Raw genomic sequence first — 17665 nt, forward strand, 5'->3', positions numbered from 1 at the left:
CCGGTGATAGGGGCATGCGGTTAATTTCAGCTAAACCGTGATGTTCCGTTTCCGTCGGGTTTTCGCGGCTGAACCCCGCCCAGCGCAAAGCCCAGGGTCGCAATCGCATAGATGTTGGCGACCATCAGGGAAAACGCCCCCTGGCCAATGACAATGCCCGCAAACAGGATGAGGAGGGCGGCCGTGGGCGAGAATATCGCCCAGCGCGGCACCGCGAGCAGTCGCCCTTTCCACCCCGCCATCGCAATGACGCCCAGCAGCAGAGCCAGGTAGAGCCCCTCCGCATCGCGCCCGATCGCCCGGCCGATCATGGCGATGCCCGCCAGCACCAGCACGGGCGCGGCCAACATCGCCGCCCTGTCCTGCCCGTCGCGGCGCGCCAGCCGGATCAGCCGGTCGCCGCTATGGGCGAACAGGGTCGCGAAGAGCAGCACGGGAATGGCGATCACCGTCCATGACAGGAGCGCGGCGAGAATGCCGATCGCCGCCATTGTCGCCGCGCCGATCTGCACCTGCAGCGCGGGCACCTGCCCACGCAGCATCAGTCCGGACAGCCAGGATGCCACCGGCGCGATCACGATGCCATCGACGATCCCGGTCATATCCGGCCGGTGCGAAGGCGTGGAAAGCAGCGCGGCGCCGGCGATGTCGGCCTCCTGCTGGGTTTCGATCAGCGCGATCCGCCCTTCCAGCACATCGTCGTCGCGCACTTCGCGACATTGCGCCCCGGCCTGCACGGCGGCGCGCACCAGCGTCAGTTCCAGATCCCAGTCGCCGATCATATCCAGCGTGGAAAAGAGCAGGTCGGGCGTCATCCGCGCAAGGCCCGCCCAGCGCCGCGCCGCGTCGATCCGCTCGAAGCGCTCGCTGGCCCGGCTATCCCTGGCCACCAGCAGCCAGTTGCCCGTTTCCCGCGCCATCGCCTCGAAATGATGCTGGGGCACGATCACGCCATCGGCGACGAGCAGCAGGTCACGGTCGCGCGGCGCGCTTCGGACGATGCTGACCATGTCCCGAATCAGCATCACCGCGATGCCGTCGGCCGTCAGATTGTCGACGGCGCGCGAAATCGGCTGGGTCACGGCGGACACCACGATCATCACCGTATCCGCACCGGCGGCAGCGGCCTGACGCGCCTGATATTCGACCAGGCTCTGGCCGGCAAAATGCAACTGCCCGCGCAGAAGTCCGCTGGACCCGCCGGCGGCGCGGCTGGCGTTCAATATAGCCGTAAATGGCATTGTTGTTGTGGACCCGGCTTTCTTTGACCGGCGCCTTCATCGCAATACCGCGTCATGCTGGCAAGAGATGCTTTTCCCGGCGCCATGACAAGATGGCGGCGCGCGTGCCGATCAGCCCTGCGAAAATCCCGCAAGGGCGGCCTGGAGCCGTCGCACGACACGCGGATCGCCCGGCGCCGCGGTGGCGGCCTCGTCCGCCAGCAGCATCAGGCCCGACATGCCGAAGCTTGCCGCCAGCCCCTTCAGCCGCCATGCCGCCAGCTGCCAGTTGGCGTCGCAACGCGCCCGCTGGAGCAGATCGACCTGCCGTTCGGCGCTTTCCAGGAACGCAAGGCGCAAATCCGCGACAAGGGCAGCATCGTCACCCACCGCCGCGGCCAGCGCCGCGTCCAAACCTCCCGGATCATAGGACATACGGCACGCTATGTCGCGATCGGTTAAGGTTTCGTTGCAAAAGGATATTTCAGCCTTTCAAAAACATGATACAGCTTGGGGCATGAGCGGGGGGAACAATATTGTCGGCTTCAGGCGCGACACCGATCCATTGGCCGATCAGGCAGTGACCATGCAGGACGAACTTGTGCTGGGCGACGCCTATCGACCGCAGGAATCATTGTCGGAATTGCAGCTGCCTGAATGGGACGAGGGCGAAGCACCGGTCGCACGCTGGCCGGCGGTGACGCGCGCCCTGCTGGTGGCGACGGGCGTTGTTTGGCTGGGTTTCAACCTCTGGCTGCGGCTCGGACGCGGCGCACCCCTGCCTCCCATAGACAGCCTGCCGATGCTCATCGCCGGCATATGCGTGCCGCTTGTCCTGCTGGGCACCATCTATCTCCTGCTGCTGCGCAACAGCGCCAGCGAAGCCAGCCGCTTCGCCCGCACGGCCCAGCTCCTGCGCAGCGAAAGCGAAGCGCTTGAATTCCGCCTCGGCCTCATCGCCACGAAACTCTCGGCCGCGCGGCAGGACATGCAGGAACAGGCGGCGCTGCTGGAAAGCTATGGCGCGGCGACCAGCGCCAATCTGGAGGCTTCGGCCCGGATTCTGGCGACCCATTCCGCCGAGATACAGGAAAAGTCCGGCGCGACCGAGCGGTCTGCGGCAGGATTGGCCCGCGAATTCAACAGCATCGCGGACCTGATGCCGAAGCTGGAGGATCGCGCCGCCAGCATGTCCGCCCAGCTGATGGATGGCGGCCACGCCCTGTCCGAGCGAATCGACGCGCTGGAAGCCCGGCTGCACAGCATCGCGGAACTCTCCGACGACGCGCGGTCGCGCACATTGTCCGCCACGAAGAGCCTTGCCGGCCAGCTGATCCAGCTGCAGGATGCGACCCGCAGCGCCTCCGACGAAGTGACGGGCATGGCGGACCTTGCAGCCAGCCGCATCGACAATGCGCTGGAACGCGCCCGCGCGGCGATGAGCCAGAGCAGCGAAGGGCTCTCGCGCCAGGCGACCGACCTCACGACCCTGATCGAACAGTCGCAGAGCGCGGTCAGCCAGATCGGCAGCCAGACGGTCGAGCGCTATGTCGACCATCTGGGCGAAATCGAAAGCCGCCTGCACGAATTGCGGGCGATGATCGAAGATCAGGACCGGCTCGCCGAAGGGCTCAATACGGGTCTGGTGGAGAAATTCACAGCGCTGGAAACCCGCTTCGCCAATATCGAGCGTGACGGCATTGCCCGGAACGACCGGCTGGCCGATGCGCTCGGCCGCCTGACCCGCGAAGCCGAGCGGATGGACGGCGCGCTCAACAGCGGCAACGATGCGGCGGAGCGGCTGATCGCCCGGTCCGAAACGCTGCTGCTCGCCATCGATTCGGGCGTGCGGGAGATGGATGAGACCTATCCGCTGGCCTTCAACCGGCTGGACAGCCGGGTTAATGACACCCGCCTCCTGCTCTCCGCCGCCGCGCCCGAGATCGAGAAGCTGGAAGCGATTTCCGACGCGATCCTCAGCCGCACGCTGGAAGTGGAGGAGCTGCTGCGCGGCCAGAGCCGCAAGCTCACCGAATGGCTGGAAAGCACCGAACATGGCCTCATCGCCAATCGCGATCAGGTGGAAGCGCTGCAGGATGCGCTGAAAACCGCCGATGAAGGCGCCGTCCGCCTCACCGAAAGCGCGGGGCCGCTGCTCATCACCGCGCTGCTGCGGGTGAAGGACACCGCCGACCAGGCCGCCGAACGCGCCCGGCAGGCGCTCGCCCGCGCCATTCCGGAAGCCGCCCAGGCCCTGGGCGAAGCCAGCGAGGAGGCGATGCAAAAGGCCATCGGCGATCGCGTGACCGCCCAGATCGCCGAAGTCGCCGACGTGGCCGAACGGGCGGTGAAGGCCGCGCATCTGGCATCCGACCGCCTGATGCGGCAGTTGCTGACCATCGCGGACACCAGCAGCACCATCGAGGAACGCATCGCGCAGGCCGAGCGTGCCGCCGAGGACCGGGATCGGGACAATTTCGCCCGCCGCTCCGCCATGCTGATCGAATCGCTCAACAGCACGGCAATAGACGTCGCCAAGATCCTGTCCAACGAAGTGACGGATTCAAGCTGGGCCGCTTATCTGAAGGGCGATCGCGGCGTGTTCACCCGGCGCGCGGTGAAGCTGCTGGACGCCGGCGAAGCGCGTGAAATCGCCCAGCATTATGACAATGATCCCGAGTTCCGCGATCATGTGAACCGTTACATCCATGATTTCGAGGGCATGCTGCGGATCATCCTGTCCGCGCGGGATGGCAGCGCGCTGGCCGTCACCATCCTGTCGTCCGACATGGGCAAGCTCTATGTCGCGCTGGCGCAGGCGATCGAGCGGCTGCGGCAGTAATCCTGGAGCATCGTGCGGAAAAGTGGGAGCCGGTTTTCCGCAAAAAACGATGCGACACCAAAACCCTAGAGCGCGCGGCTTGCGTCAGATTTAACGCAGCGCGCTTAGCAGGCCGCCATTCCCGGCACGCCTGCGGTCAGCGTAACAGCTTGCGGAAGAAGACGACCCGTTCGGTCTCTTCGGGCCGCATGCAGGGCGTGGCTGTCGCGATTGGCGATCTCCGCATCGGAACCCAGTTCCATACAGCCCAGCGCCCGTCCCCACGCTTCAACGGCCGCGATCAGGGCCCGGGCCATGCCTAGCCGGCGAAATCCGGGCCGGACATGGATGCCCTCCAGAAAAGCGACCGGGCTGCTGTCGCACCCGTTCACATAGTCGTGACGGAGGGATGCCTCGGCAAAGCCCACCGCCTGCCCTTCCGCGGAAAGGGCGATAAAGGCAATGATTGCCGCATCGCCATCGGCCATGCGGGCCAGCATGTCGTCAATCTCCGCCAGATGTTCCCCGCGGGAAACCTCCGGCCAAAGTGCGTGCCGCATGTCCGCCCAGGCGAGGCGATGGTCCGGCATTGGCAGGATGACCGGCATGACGCTGCGTCAGGTCACGCGGAAATAGGATGCGATCTGTTCGGCCGTGAGCCAGCCATGGACATAATTGGCATAATAGGCGCCGAACAGCAGGGCCGACAGGATCGTCGCACGCAGCACGACGATCCAGGGGCGGAAATTGACCGGCGCACTGTCGGCATGACCGCGCGACACCAGATCGCCGGTTTCATCGGGCGTGCGCAGACCGAAAGGCAGCACGATGAACGCGCTGATCACCCAGAACAGCACATAGATGGCGACGATGGCGTAACTGTTCATGCCCGTTTCTTTACGCGTTCACGATCAGCACGTCGACCACCGGCTTCTTGCCGGTCCAGCGCGTGGCGGTACGGCGCACGGCCAGCCGCAGGCGCTCACGCAGCGCTTCTGTCTCCCGCGATCCCTTGTTGATCACGGCGGCAGCCTCTTCCGCGGCTTCTTCAAGGAAGCTATCGCGATCTTCCTCCACCGGCACGCCCTGCACCCGCAGCACCGGCTTGCCGATCAGCCCGCCCTTGCGGTCCAGCGCGATAGCGACGCTGATCTGGCCGTGCAGGGCGATCTTGCGCCGCTCGTTCATCGTCGTACCGTCGGCAGGCAGGATGACGTCGCCGTCCAGCACCAGCCGGCCGGCGGTCTCACGCCCGATGATCTCCGGCACGCCGGGCGCCAGCCGCAGCACGTCGCCATTGCCCTGTACCACCGCATGGCGGATGCCGGACGTGATGCCCAGCCGCGCCTGCTCGGCCATGTGACGCATCTCGCCATGGACGGGCAGCAGGATGTCCGGCCTGATCCAGCCATACATCGCTTCCAGCTCCGGCCGGCCCGGATGACCGGACACATGCACTTCGGCCTGGCGATCCGTCACCATCACGATGCCGTCGGCGGCCAGGCGGTTCTGGATACGGCCGATGGCGATCTCGTTGCCGGGAATCTGCTTGGAGGAGAAGACGACCATGTCGCCCTGCGTCAGCTTGATCGGGTGGGAATCGAAGGCGATGCGGGCAAGCGCCGCGCGCGCCTCCCCCTGCCCACCCGTGGCGACGATCATGACCTTGTCGCGCGGCAGATCCATCGCCGCGTCCCATTCGACCATCGGCGGGAAGTCCTTGAGATAGCCTGCGGCCTTCGCGGTGCTGATGATCCGGTCGAGCGATCGCCCGGCCACGCACAGCGCCCGCCCCGTGGCATTCGCGACTTCGCCCAGGGTCTGCAGCCGTGCCGCATTGGAGGCAAAGGTGGTGACGAGCACCCGCGCCTTCGCACCGGCAATCACCTCCATCAATCCTTCGCGGACATCGCCTTCCGATCCGCTGGGCTGCGGATTGAAGACGTTGGTGCTGTCGCACACCAGCGCAAGAATGCCCTGGTCGCCGATGGCAGACAGCTGCTCGGGCGTCGAAGGCACGCCCAGCAGCGGCCGCTCGTCCAGCTTCCAGTCGCCGGTGTGGAAGATGCGGCCATAGGGCGTCTCGATCAGCAGCGCGTTCCCTTCGGGGATCGAATGCGCCAGCGGCACATAACGAAAGCCGAAGGGGCCAAGGGCAAAGCTGCCCTCATTCTCGATGACATGGAGCTTGACCTCGTCGGTCAACCCCTCCTCGTCCAGCTTTGCGCGGATCAGGCTGGCGGTGAACGGCGTGGCATAAAGCGGCACGCCAAGATCGGCCGCCAGATAGGGGATCGCGCCGATATGGTCCTCATGCCCATGGGTCAGCACGATGCCCAGCAGGTCGTCGCGCCGCTCCTCGATAAAGCTGAGGTCCGGCAAAATCAGTTCCACGCCCGGATAGGACGGGTCGGCAAAGGTGAGGCCCAGATCGACCATCACCCATTTGCCCTGGGTGCCATAAAGATTCACGTTCATGCCGATTTCGCCCGACCCGCCAAGGGCCAGGAAAATCAGCTCATTTTCAGGTGTCATTATCTATTCAAACTCCGTTCGTGCAACAGCGCGAGACCCTGAATGGTCAGGTCTGGCGCAATGGCATCGAAAATATCACTATGTTCATCGAACAGGACGGCGAGCCCGCCTGTGGAGATAACCTTGGCCGGGCGGCCGATCTGGCTGCGAATGCGGGCGACCAGCCCTTCCATCATCGCCACATAGCCCCAAAAGACGCCGATATGCATCTGTTCTTCCGTCGTCCGGCCGATGACGGAGCGGCTTTCGGGCGCCGTGATGGCGATCTTAGGCAGTTTCGCCGCCGCCGCGACCAGCGCGTCCAGCGACAGGTTGATGCCCGGTGCGATGATGCCGCCCTTATAGGTGCCCTGATAATCGACGACATCATAGGTCGTGGCGGTGCCGAAATCGATGACGATCAGGTCGCCGCTGTAAAGATGGTGGGCGGCAATGACGTTTACAACCCGATCGGCGCCGACGGAGGCGGGCTCGGCCACGTCCAGCTCGATCCCCCAGTCGACCGGCGGCTGGCCGGCGATCAGCGGCTCGACCTTGAAATATTTGCTCGCCAGCACCTGAAGATTGTGGAGCGCGCGCGGCACCACCGTCGCGATGATGACGGCGCTGATGTCCGCCAGGGCAAAGCCTTCCAGCATCAGCAGCTGGTTGAGCCACACCGCATATTCGTCCGCCGTGCGGCGCGGATCGGTCGCGATCCGCCAGCGCGCACGGATATCGCGGCCTTCGACCAGCGCGAAAACGACATTGGTGTTGCCGGCATCGATAGCGAGCAGCATGGACTTGGGTCCCTTGGTTCAGATCAGGAAGACGTCGCCGGCATGAATGGCATGGCTCTGCCCATTCGCCAAGCAGAGGATCAGCGCGCCCATCTCGTCCAGCGTCACGAAGCGCCCCTCGATCGCCGCACCGTCGGGCAGCAGGACGCGCAGCGGCGTGCCGGCAGGGTGCGCATTGGCCAGCCAGTGCGCGCGCACCGGCGCTAGCCCCTGCGCCCGCCAGATGCCCAGCCAATGGGCGAAGATCTCCGCCAATCGCGCCACCAGCCCTGCCGCATCGGCATCCACCCCGCCCTGTGCCCAGAGCGACGTGACCGGCCGATCGAGGCCCGACGGCGCGCTGGTGACGTTGATGCCGATGCCGATCACCACGGCATCGCCCGCGCGCTCCAGCAACATGCCGGACAGCTTGGCATCGCCGACCATGATGTCATTGGGCCATTTGATCTTCGCCTGCCCCGTGCAGAGCGGCGCGACCACGGCATGGACGGCAATGGCCGCCACCAGCGCCAGCGTCGGCGCCAGCGGATCGCCATCGCGAAGGCGCACCAGCGTGGAACAGTGGAGATTGCCCTGCGGGCTTTCCCACGCCCGCCCCATCCGGCCGCGCCCGCCGGTCTGGCGAAGGGCGCGCAGCCAGAAGCCTTCGGCTGCACCCTCCGCCGCCAGTGCGATCAGATCGGCGTTGGTCGATCCTGTTTCCGCAACGGTGCGGATATCGGTCAGCGCTGCGCCGATCAGAACAGCGCCGCCGCCGCCGCCGCGCTCGCCTTGTCGAGCATGGGGTTCAGCAGATAACCGAACACGATCAGCACGGCACAGACGGTCATGACGCCCGTCTCCAGCCATCCGCCCCTGGCTTCATATGGCGCCACCGGCTCATCGAAATACATCGTCTTGATGATCTTGAGATAGTAGAAGGCGCCGATCACCGAAGCCGCGATACCGATGGCCGCCAGCGCCGTCAGATGTGCCGCCACGGCGGCATCGAACACCAGGAACTTCGCCCAGAAGCCGAAGAGCGGCGGAATGCCCGCAAGGCTGAACATGAAGATGGCGAAGGCCGCCGCCAGCCCCTTGCGCGACTGGGAAAGGCCGGCAAGGCTGGCGATCGTCTCGATCGGCTTGCCGTCCGCATCGCGCATCTGGAGGACGCAGGCAAAGCTGCCGAGCGTCATCAGCACATAGATCGCCATGTAGCTCATCGTCGCCGCGACGCCGGCGGGTGTGCCGGCGGCAAGGCCGATCAGCGCGAAGCCGACATTGTTGATCGACGAATAGGCAAGCAGGCGCTTGATGTTCGTCTGGCCGATGGCGGCCACCGCGCCGAAGATGATCGAGGCCAGCGCCACGAAGATCACGATCTGCTGCCAGGCAAGGCCGCCGGGGCCAAGCGCTTCCACCGCCACGCGAATGGTCAGGCCCATCGCCGCCACCTTGGGCGCGCTGGCGAAGAAGGCCGTGACCGGCGTCGGCGCGCCTTCATAGACGTCGGGCGTCCACATATGGAACGGCACGGCGCTGATCTTGAAGGCAAGGCCGGCCAGCACGAACACCATGCCGAACAGCTCGCCCTTCGACAGGCCGTCACCAATGGCGACCGCAATGCCGTCATAGGCCGTGGTCCCGGTGAAGCCGTAGAGCAGCGACACGCCGTAGAGCAGGATACCGCTGGCGAGCGAACCCAGCACGAAATATTTGAGGCCCGCTTCGGATGACCGCTCATCCTGCCGCATGAAGCTCGCCAGCACATAGCCGGCAAGGCTGTTCATTTCGAGGCCGACATAAAGCGTCATCAGGTCGCCGGAGGAGACCATCATGCCCATGCCGATACAGGCGAACAGGATCAGCACCGGATATTCGGCGCGCATCTGCCCATCGACCGTGAACCAGCGGGGCGCAAGCAGGATGGAGACGCCGGCCGCCAGATAGATCAGCACCTTGGCGAAGGCCGCAAAGGCATCCGCGCGGTACAGGCCATCGAAGGCGTCGCCGCCATGGCCCGGAAGCCCCAGAAGCGTGAGGCCCGCCGACAGCAGCGCCGCGGCGGAGAGCCATCCGACGACGCGCGCGCTCCGATCGCCGCCAAAGGCCGCGACCAGCATCAGGACAAGACCGGCAACGGTCAGCACCAGTTCGGGCATGACCATCATGAGGGAAGCGAAATCAAACATCAGTGCGCCTCCCCCGACGCTTCATGGGTTTCGGTGGTGGCGGCCTCTCCATGGCCTTCGCCATGCTGGGCTGCGGGTGCCGGCTTTCCGGCGGTCAGCCCGGCGTCGCCCGCGGGCTTGGCCGGGGCAAGGCGTGCTTCGAGAGCGGTCACATCGGCGCGCATCGGCGCCAGGAAGCTTTCGGGATAGACGCCCATCCACAGCACGACGGCGGCAATCGGCGCCATCAGCCACATTTCGCGCGCCGACAGGTCGGGCATCGCGGCGGCATCGGCATGCACCTGCTCGCCATAGCAGACCCGGCGATAGAGATAGAGCATATAGGCAGCGCCCAGGATGATGCCGGTGGTGGAGACCAGCGCAACCCAGCTCGACGCCTGATAGACGCCCATCAGGGCCAGGAATTCGCCAACGAAGTTGCTGGTGCCCGGCAGGCCGATCGACGCCATGGTGAACAGCAGGAACAGCACCGCATATTTGGGCATGTTGATCGACAGGCCGCCATAGCGGCTGATCTCGCGGGTATGCAGGCGATCGTAGATGATACCGACACAGAGGAACAGCGCGCCGGCGACCAGGCCATGGCCCAGCATCACCATCATCGCGCCTTCGATACCGGAGCGGTTGAAGGCGAACAGGCCGACCGTCACGATGCCCATATGGGCGACCGACGAATAGGCGATCAGCTTCTTCATGTCCTGCTGCACCAGCGCGACGAGGCTGGTGTAGACGACCGCCACCATCGAGAGGCCGAAGACCAGCGGCGCGAACTGCGCGGAGGCTTCCGGGAACATCGGCAGCGAGAAACGGATGAAGCCATAGCCACCCATCTTCAGCAGCACGCCCGCCAGGATGACCGAACCGGCCGTCGGCGCCTGGACGTGCGCGTCGGGCAGCCAGGTGTGGACCGGCCACATCGGCATCTTCACCGCGAAGCTCGCGAAGAAGGCCAGCCACAGCCATGTCTGTACCCTGGGATCGAAATGATAGGCCATCAGCGTCGGGATGTCGGTGGTCCCTGCCTCATGCACCATCCACATCATCGCAATCAGCATCAACACGGAGCCGAGCAGCGTGTAGAGGAAGAATTTGTACGAAGCGTAGATGCGGTCGGCGCCACCCCAGATGCCGATGATGAGGTACATCGGGATCAGGCCGGCTTCGAACATGATGTAGAAGAGGAACAGGTCCTGTGCGGTGAAGACGCCGATCATCAGCACCTCCATCAGCAGGAAGGCCGCCATATATTCGCCGACGCGCTTCTGGATCGCCTGCCAGCTGGCGCCGATGCAGATCGGCATCAGGAAGACGGTGAGGACGATCAGCATCAGCGCGATGCCGTCGATCCCCAGCGCCCAGGCGAAACGGCCGAAGATCGGCGCATATTCCTGGAACTGCCACTGCGCCGCGCCGCCCGACTGATCGAACTGCGCCCAGAGCAGGATGCCCAGGACAAAATCCACCAGGGTCGCCAGCAGGGCGATCCAGCGGGCCGTATTGGCGCCGGAGAACAGGCAGGCGATGGCACCAGCCATCGGCACCGCCATCATCAGGGAAAGAATGGGAAAGCCCGCCATTATCGTGTCATCGCCCAGGTTGCGGCCGCAGCGAGGCCAAGAAGCATCACCAGCGCATAAGTGTAGAGATAGCCAGACTGGAGCCTGCGGGTGAGCTTGCCGCCCTGGACAACCAGCCCGGCAAGACCGTTCGGCCCGAAGCGGTCGATGAAGCCCACATCGCCCCACTTCCAGAAGAAGCGGCCGATCGCAAAGGCAGGCTTCACGAAGATCGCATCGTACAGCTCGTCAAAATACCATTTGTTGAGCAGGAAACGGTAGAGAACGCCGAACTGCCCAACGAACTGCGCCGGCCATTGCGGGTTCTTGATGTAGCTGAGCCATGCGATCAGCAGGCCCGTCAGCATCACCGTGAACGGCGCGAACTTCACCCACAGCGGCACTTCGTGCGAAGCATGCATCAGGTGGCTGTTGAACGCGATCGCGCTCTTCCAGAACTCGATGCCGCCTTCCGGCCCGATGAACTGATCGTGGAAGGCAAAGCCGGCGAATACCGCGCCAAGGCTGAGCACGATCAGCGGGATCAGCATGACCCACGGGCTTTCATGCGGATGATAGCCGGCCGTGCCGGTCGCGGCATGACCATGATCGCCATGGGCATGATCGTCGTGGCCATGGTCATGCGCGTGGCCGTCATGCACCGTTTCTTCGTCCGGCGATTCATGATGGCCATGCACCGCATGCTGGATATGCTCCGAAGCGGCCCAGCGCGGCTTGCCGAAGAAGGTGAGGAACACCAGGCGCCAGCTGTAGAAGCTCGTCAACAGCGCCGCGAACACGCCCACATAGAAGGCGCCGACGCCACCGCCGCCCGAAGCATAGGCCGCTTCCAGGATGCCGTCCTTCGAGAAGAAGCCGGCAAAACCGAAGCTGGTGAGCGGCAGACCGACGCCGGTGATCGCCAGCGTGCCCGCGGTCATCGCCCAGAAGGTGATCGGGATCTGCTTCCGCAGGCCGCCATAGTAACGCATGTCCTGCTCATGATGCATCGCATGGATCACCGAGCCGGCGCCCAGGAACAGCAGCGCCTTGAAAAAGGCGTGGGTGAACAGGTGGAACATCGCCGCGCCATAAGCGCCGACCCCGGCCGCGAAGAACATATAGCCCAGCTGCGAACAGGTCGAATAAGCGATCACGCGCTTGATGTCGGTCTGCACCGTGCCCACGGTCGCGGCGAACAGGCAGGTCGCGGCACCGATGAAGGTCACGAAATGCAGCGCCGTCGGCGATGTCTCGAACATCGGCGACAGGCGACACACCATGAACACGCCGGCCGTCACCATGGTCGCGGCATGGATCAGCGCCGACACGGGGGTCGGGCCTTCCATCGCGTCCGGCAGCCAGGTGTGGAGGCCGAGCTGCGCCGACTTGCCCATGGCGCCGATGAACAGCAGCAGGCAAAGCACCGTCATCGTATCGAAGCGAGCCCCAAGGAAACCGATGGTCGAACCGGCCATGGAGGGCGCGGCGGCCAGGATTTCCGGGATGGAAATGGTGTTGAACACCAGATAGGTGCCGAAAATGCCGAGCATGAAGCCAAGGTCGCCAACGCGGTTGACCACGAAAGCCTTGATCGCGGCGGCATTGGCGCTGGGCTTGCGGAACCAGAAACCGATCAGCAGGTAGGATGCCAGGCCAACGCCTTCCCAGCCGAAGAACATCTGCAGCAGGTTGTTCGCCGTCACCAGCATCAGCATGGCGAAGGTGAAGAGCGAGAGATAGGCGAAGAAGCGCGGCTGATCCGGCTCCTCATCCATATAACCCCAGCTATAGAGATGGACGAGCGCCGAGACGCTGGTGACGACGACCAGCATCACCGCCGTCATCGTGTCGACCCGCAGCGCCCATTGGGCGTCGAAGCTGCCCGACTGAATCCAGGTGAAGGCCGGCTGCACATAGGGTTCGGCATGGCCGAAGACGAAGGCGAGGAAGATCGGCCAGCTCATCGCGCAGGACAGGAACAGCGCGCCGGTGGTGACGATCTTAGCCGGCAGCTTGCCGATGGCCTTGTTGCCAAGACCGGCAATGATGGCGGCAAGCAGCGGAAGAAGGACGATATACTGGATCATGTCGCTGGTCTCAGCCCTTCATCCGGTTGACATCATCGACGGCGATGGTGCCGCGACCGCGGAAATAGATGACGAGGATGGCAAGGCCTATGGCCGCTTCACCCGCCGCGACGGTGAGCACGAACATGCTGAACACCTGCCCCACCAGATCGCCCAGAAAGGCGCTGAAGGCGACGAGGTTGATGTTCACGCTCAACAGGATCAGTTCGATCGCCATCAGGATGATGATGACATTCTTGCGATTGATGAAGATGCCGAGCACCCCCATCACGAACAGGATCGCGCTGACCACCAGATAATGCTGAAGGCCGATCACAGCTCCACCCCCTGCCCCGTGGGCTGATTGACGTTACGGATGGCGTCCTGCGGACGACGACGGTTCTGCCTGCCGACATTCTGGCTGCGGACGCCGCCGCGTGCCCGGTGCGTCAGGACGATCGCGCCGATCATCGCCACCAGCAGCACGATGCCCGCCGCTTCGAACAGGAAGATGTAGCGCGTGTAGAGCAGCCGCCCGATCGCCTCGATATTCGGCACGTCGTTCGCCACCGGCGCGGCGCGCTGCGCCAGTTCGATCGGCCCGACCTTCCAGATGCCGATGCCCAGCACGATCTCGGCCAGCAATGCCAGCGCGATGAGCACGCCAAAGGGCAGGTAGGACACGAAACCGGCGCGCAACTCGGCAAAATCAATGTCGAGCATCATCACGACGAAGAGGAACAACACCGCGACCGCACCCACATAGACGATGATGAGCAGCATGGCGATGAATTCAGCGCCCAGCAGCACCATCAGGCCCGCGGCGTTGAAAAAGGCGAGGATCAGCCACAGCACCGAATAGACCGGATTGCGTGACAGGATCGTCATCGCACCGCTCGCGATGACCACGCAAGCGAAGAGATAGAAGGCGAAGACGTGAATCACAGGTAACTATCCCCCTCGAACGGGTGGCGGCTTAACGATAGGGTGCGTCGGCGGCAAGGTTCGCGGCAATCGCCCGCTCCCACTTGTCGCCATTTTCCAGCAGCTTCGACTTGTCGTAGATCAGCTCCTCGCGCGTTTCCGTCGCGAATTCGAAATTGGGGCCTTCCACGATCGCATCCACCGGGCAGGCTTCCTGGCAGAAACCGCAATAGATGCACTTCGTCATATCTATGTCGTAGCGCGTGGTGCGGCGGCTGCCATCGTCGCGCGGCTGCGCCTCGATGGTGATCGCCTGCGCCGGGCACACCGCCTCGCACAGCTTGCACGCGATGCAGCGTTCTTCCCCATTGGGATAGCGGCGCAGCGCATGCTCGCCCCGGAAACGCGGCGAAATCGGGTTCTTCTCATAGGGGTAGTTGATCGTCGCCTTGGGCTTGAAGAAATACTTCAAGGTCAGCCAGTGCGCCTTCACGAACTCCCAGAGGGTGAAAGACTTGACGTAATATCCGAGGCTCATTGTGCGCCTCCATAGCGCGTCAGCATGAGGAAGCCCGAGACCAGGAACACGAACAGCAGCGAAGTCGGCAGGAAGATCTTCCAGCCCAGCCGCATCAGCTGGTCGTAACGGTAGCGGGGCACCGTCGCCTTCACCCAGGAGAAGACGAAGAAGAAGAACAGGATCTTGGCGAACAGCCAGATGATGCCCGGCACCAGATAGAGCGGCGCCCAGTCGAACGGCGGCAGGTAGCCGCCCCAGAACAGGATGGCGTTCAGCGCGCACATCAGGATGACGTTGGCATATTCGCCAAGCCAGTAGAGCGCGAAGGCCATGGACGAATATTCGGTCTGATAGCCCGCGACCAGCTCGCTTTCCGCTTCGGTCAGGTCGAAGGGCGCGCGCGCCGTTTCCGCCATGGCCGAGATCAGGAACATGATTGCCATCGGGAAGAGCAGCGGATTGAAGCCGTTGCCGTTGATGAAGCCGTAATAGCCCTTCTGGCTCTCGACGATGGTCGAGATGTTGAAGCTGCCGGCCCACAGCACGACCGTGATCAGGATGAAGCCGATCGAGACTTCATAGGAGATCATCTGCGCCGATGCGCGGATCGCCGAATAGAAGGGATATTTGGAGTTGGACGCCCAGCCCGCCAGCACCACGCCGTAAACGCCCAGCGAACTGATCGCCAGGATGTAGAGCAGGCCGACATTGATGTCCGCCAGCACCACGCCCACGTCGAAGGGCACCACCGCCCACGCCATCAGTGCGACGGTGAAGGTGATGATCGGCGCGATAAGGAACAGGGTCCGGTTGGCGGCCGAAGGGATGATGGTTTCCTGCAGGAACACCTTGGCGCCGTCCGCGAAGGACTGGAGCAGACCGAAGGGGCCGACGACGTTGGGACCACGACGCAACGCCATCGCCGCCCAGATCTTGCGGTCGGCATAGATGATCATCGCGACCGCCAGCATGAGCGGCAGCGCGATCACCAATATGCCGATGATCGTCGAGAGGAACCATGCGAGCCCGAACGGCGCGCCCCAGGATTGAAAAAGCGCCGTCACTCTGCGGCCTCCGCAAGCGTTTCACCATGGACCAGTTCGGCCGAGCAGCGCTGCATCGTCGGGCTCGCCCGGCAGATGGCGTTGGTGAGGTAGAAATCCTTGATCGGCGAACCGAACTCGCCGGTCGCGCCGGTCGGGAGCTTCGGCGGCGCCCAGTCATAGCTGGCAAGGCCAAGCTGGCCGAGCGCTGGCACGGCCTTCGCCATCTCGCCGCGCAGCGCTTCGAAACTGTCGAACGGCAGGGTGGCGCCCATCACGTCGGACAGGGCACGCAGGATCGACCAGTCCTCGCGGGCATCGCCCGGCGCGAACACGGCCTTCTCGCCGCGCTGTACCCGGCCTTCCAGATTGACATAGGTGCCGGCCTTTTCGGCATAGCTCGCGCCCGGCAGGATGACATCGGCCGCATGAGCGCCCTTGTCGCCATGATGGCCGATATAGACGGTGAAGCTGTCTTCGAAGGCGGCATAGTCGACCTCGTCGGCACCCAGCGCGAAGAGCAGCTTGGGCTTGGCCGCGGCCACCGCCTTGATACCGCCCTGCGTCGCATAGCCCAGCATCAGGCCGCCCATGCGCGCGGCCGCGAAGTGCAGGACATTATAGCCGTTCCAGCCATCCTTCACGAGGCCGAGCGTATCGACCAGCGCGAGCGTGTCGCCATGCGCGCCGTCCTTGGCGAGCGCGCCGCCGCCGACGATCACCGCCGGGCGGGCCGCGCCCTTGAACGCATCGACCACGGCCGCAGGCAGATTGGCGACGAGCGAAGCGTCGTTGCCCAGCCATTCGACCTTGTAGGTCAGGTCCGTTTCCGGCCCGACCGCGAACACCTTGGCGCCCTTGCGCGCGGCCTTGCGGACGCGCGTGTTCACCAGCGGCGCTTCCCAGCGCAGGTTGCTGTTGACCAGCAGGATGATATCCGCCGTCTCGATGCCCGGCAGGGTCGTGTTGAAATTGACGGCGGCAATGTTCGACACGTCATAGGAAAGGCCCGTCTGGCGCCCTTCCAGCATCGTGCCGCCCAGCTTCTCGACCAGCAGCTTGCCCGCGAACATCGTCTCGCAATCGAGCAGGTCCCCGGCGATCGCCGCGACGCTGCCGCCATGCTGGACCGCCGCGATCGCCGCGAAGGCCTCGTTCCAGCTCGCTTCCACCAGCTTGCCGTCCTTGCGGACATAAGGCTTGTCGAGCCGCTTGCGCACCAGACCGTCCACCGCATGGCGGGTCTTGTCCGACGCCCACTCCTCGTTCACGTCGTCGTTGACGCGCGGGAGCGAGCGCAGCACCTGGCGGCCACGACTGTCGAGGCGGATGTTGGTGCCGACCGCGTCCATCACGTCGATGGCGAAGGTCTTCTTCAGCTCCCAGGGACGCGCTTCGAACGCATAGGGCTTGCTGGTGAGCGCGCCGACCGGGCACAGATCGACCACATTGCCGGAAAGCTCGCTCTTGGCGGCACGCTCCAGATAGGTGGTGATCTGCATGTTCTCGCCGCGATAGATCGCGCCGATCTCCTCCACGCCGGCAACTTCCTCGGCGAAGCGCACGCAGCGGGTGCACTGGATGCAGCGGGTCATCACCGTCTTGACGATGGGGCCCATATATTTCTCGGTAACGGCGCGCTTGTTCTCGTGGAACCGGCTCGCGCCCTTGCCATAGGCAACCGACTGGTCCTGCAGGTCGCATTCGCCGCCCTGGTCGCAGATCGGGCAATCGAGCGGATGGTTGATGAGGAGGAACTCCATCACCCCTTCGCGCGCCTTCTTGACCATCGGGCTGTCGGTGCGGATTTCCTGCCCCTCGGCGGCCGGCAGCGCGCAGCTTGCCTGCGGCTTGGGCGGTCCGGGCTTCACCTCGACCAGGCACATGCGGCAATTGCCCGCGATGCTCAGCCGCTCATGATAGCAGAAACGCGGGATTTCCTTCCCCGCAAGCTCGCACGCCTGCAGGACGGTCGCACCCGCCGGGACTTCCAGTTCTACGCCGTCTACGGTTAGCTTGGGCAA

At 64.4% G+C, this 17665-nt stretch carries 15 protein-coding genes and 1 pseudogene; 1 reads left to right on the forward strand and 15 read right to left on the reverse strand.

The features are described 5' to 3' along the window. Positions 1 to 26 precede the first annotated feature (26 nt). A complete protein-coding gene (locus tag WFP78_RS07175) occupies positions 27 to 1241 on the reverse strand; it encodes a hypothetical protein (RefSeq protein ID WP_336960197.1) in 1215 nt (404 codons plus the stop codon). Between the two features lie 111 nt (positions 1242 to 1352). Next, positions 1353 to 1655: an Hpt domain-containing protein gene (locus WFP78_RS07180; protein ID WP_336960199.1), complete on the reverse strand. Its 303-nt coding sequence runs from the start codon at positions 1653 to 1655 to the stop codon at positions 1353 to 1355. 82 nt (positions 1656 to 1737) lie between these two features. On the opposite strand from WFP78_RS07180, the gene WFP78_RS07185 reads away from it, so the two are divergent. Beyond that, positions 1738 to 4062, forward strand: coding sequence for a coiled-coil domain-containing protein (locus tag WFP78_RS07185; protein ID WP_336960201.1), 2325 nt, complete (start codon positions 1738 to 1740; stop codon positions 4060 to 4062). Positions 4063 to 4198: 136 nt separating this feature from the next. Here the strand turns inward: WFP78_RS07185 and aac(6') are convergent. The 13 genes and pseudogenes from aac(6') to nuoG all read right to left on the reverse strand — a co-directional run bounded on the left by aac(6') (position 4199) and on the right by nuoG (position 17665). Further along, positions 4199 to 4649, reverse strand: a pseudogene (gene aac(6'), locus WFP78_RS07190) (aminoglycoside 6'-N-acetyltransferase). A 9-nt stretch (positions 4650 to 4658) separates the two neighbouring features. Continuing rightward, complete coding sequence (locus WFP78_RS07195) at positions 4659 to 4928, reverse strand: DUF1467 family protein (protein WP_336960205.1); 270 nt, start codon at positions 4926 to 4928, stop codon at positions 4659 to 4661. A 10-nt stretch (positions 4929 to 4938) separates the two neighbouring features. Then, the gene (locus tag WFP78_RS07200; protein ID WP_336960207.1) at positions 4939 to 6576 is read right to left on the reverse strand and encodes a ribonuclease J; all 1638 of its coding nucleotides are present in this window, start codon (positions 6574 to 6576) and stop codon (positions 4939 to 4941) included. Then, positions 6576 to 7355 (reverse strand): type III pantothenate kinase, encoded by a 780-nt coding sequence (locus tag WFP78_RS07205; RefSeq protein ID WP_336960209.1) that lies wholly within the window; start codon positions 7353 to 7355, stop codon positions 6576 to 6578. The genes WFP78_RS07200 and WFP78_RS07205 overlap by 1 nt, the downstream gene beginning before the upstream one ends. Positions 7356 to 7373: 18 nt before the next feature. After that, entirely contained in the window at positions 7374 to 8072 is a 699-nt protein-coding gene (locus WFP78_RS07210) for a biotin--[acetyl-CoA-carboxylase] ligase (RefSeq protein ID WP_336960341.1), read from the reverse strand. A 20-nt stretch (positions 8073 to 8092) separates the two neighbouring features. Further along, on the reverse strand, positions 8093 to 9529 hold the full coding sequence (nuoN, locus tag WFP78_RS07215) for an NADH-quinone oxidoreductase subunit NuoN (protein WP_336960211.1): 1437 nt from the start codon (positions 9527 to 9529) through the stop codon (positions 8093 to 8095). Further along, positions 9529 to 11106, reverse strand: a complete 1578-nt coding sequence (locus tag WFP78_RS07220; protein WP_336960212.1) for an NADH-quinone oxidoreductase subunit M — start codon at positions 11104 to 11106, stop codon at positions 9529 to 9531. The genes nuoN and WFP78_RS07220 overlap by 1 nt, the downstream gene beginning before the upstream one ends. Further along, a complete protein-coding gene (gene nuoL, locus WFP78_RS07225) occupies positions 11106 to 13175 on the reverse strand; it encodes an NADH-quinone oxidoreductase subunit L (protein WP_336960214.1) in 2070 nt (689 codons plus the stop codon). Before nuoL ends, WFP78_RS07220 begins: the two co-directional genes overlap by 1 nt. Before the next feature lie 10 nt (positions 13176 to 13185). Continuing rightward, positions 13186 to 13491 carry an NADH-quinone oxidoreductase subunit NuoK gene (gene nuoK, locus WFP78_RS07230; RefSeq protein WP_037463269.1) on the reverse strand — a complete coding sequence of 102 codons (306 nt, stop codon included), beginning with the start codon at positions 13489 to 13491 and terminating at the stop codon, positions 13186 to 13188. Further along, complete coding sequence (locus WFP78_RS07235) at positions 13488 to 14099, reverse strand: NADH-quinone oxidoreductase subunit J (RefSeq protein WP_336960219.1); 612 nt, start codon at positions 14097 to 14099, stop codon at positions 13488 to 13490. The genes nuoK and WFP78_RS07235 overlap by 4 nt, the downstream gene beginning before the upstream one ends. A gap of 31 nt (positions 14100 to 14130) precedes the next feature. Further along, positions 14131 to 14616, reverse strand: coding sequence for an NADH-quinone oxidoreductase subunit NuoI (gene nuoI, locus WFP78_RS07240; protein WP_212607869.1), 486 nt, complete (start codon positions 14614 to 14616; stop codon positions 14131 to 14133). Next, positions 14613 to 15662, reverse strand: coding sequence for an NADH-quinone oxidoreductase subunit NuoH (nuoH, locus tag WFP78_RS07245; protein WP_336960222.1), 1050 nt, complete (start codon positions 15660 to 15662; stop codon positions 14613 to 14615). Before nuoH ends, nuoI begins: the two co-directional genes overlap by 4 nt. Further along, on the reverse strand, positions 15659 to 17665 hold the full coding sequence (gene nuoG / locus WFP78_RS07250) for an NADH-quinone oxidoreductase subunit NuoG (RefSeq protein ID WP_336960223.1): 2007 nt from the start codon (positions 17663 to 17665) through the stop codon (positions 15659 to 15661). The genes nuoH and nuoG overlap by 4 nt, the downstream gene beginning before the upstream one ends.

It is taken from the genome of Sphingobium aquiterrae (genome assembly GCF_037154135.1).
Lineage (GTDB): Bacteria > Pseudomonadota > Alphaproteobacteria > Sphingomonadales > Sphingomonadaceae > Sphingobium > Sphingobium aquiterrae.

Coding starts and splice junctions, on each gene's coding strand:
- nuoN (WP_336960211.1), bottom strand. CDS start 9,529: ATGTTTGATTTCGCTTCCCTCATGATGGTCATGCCCGAACTGGTGCTG.
- nuoI (WP_212607869.1), bottom strand. CDS start 14,616: ATGAGCCTCGGATATTACGTCAAGTCTTTCACCCTCTGGGAGTTCGTG.
- WFP78_RS07220 (WP_336960212.1), bottom strand. CDS start 11,106: ATGGCGGGCTTTCCCATTCTTTCCCTGATGATGGCGGTGCCGATGGCT.
- WFP78_RS07205 (WP_336960209.1), bottom strand. CDS start 7,355: ATGCTGCTCGCTATCGATGCCGGCAACACCAATGTCGTTTTCGCGCTG.
- WFP78_RS07185 (WP_336960201.1), top strand. CDS start 1,738: ATGAGCGGGGGGAACAATATTGTCGGCTTCAGGCGCGACACCGATCCA.
- WFP78_RS07175 (WP_336960197.1), bottom strand. CDS start 1,241: ATGCCATTTACGGCTATATTGAACGCCAGCCGCGCCGCCGGCGGGTCC.
- WFP78_RS07200 (WP_336960207.1), bottom strand. CDS start 6,576: ATGACACCTGAAAATGAGCTGATTTTCCTGGCCCTTGGCGGGTCGGGC.
- WFP78_RS07195 (WP_336960205.1), bottom strand. CDS start 4,928: ATGAACAGTTACGCCATCGTCGCCATCTATGTGCTGTTCTGGGTGATC.
- WFP78_RS07180 (WP_336960199.1), bottom strand. CDS start 1,655: ATGTCCTATGATCCGGGAGGTTTGGACGCGGCGCTGGCCGCGGCGGTG.
- nuoL (WP_336960214.1), bottom strand. CDS start 13,175: ATGATCCAGTATATCGTCCTTCTTCCGCTGCTTGCCGCCATCATTGCC.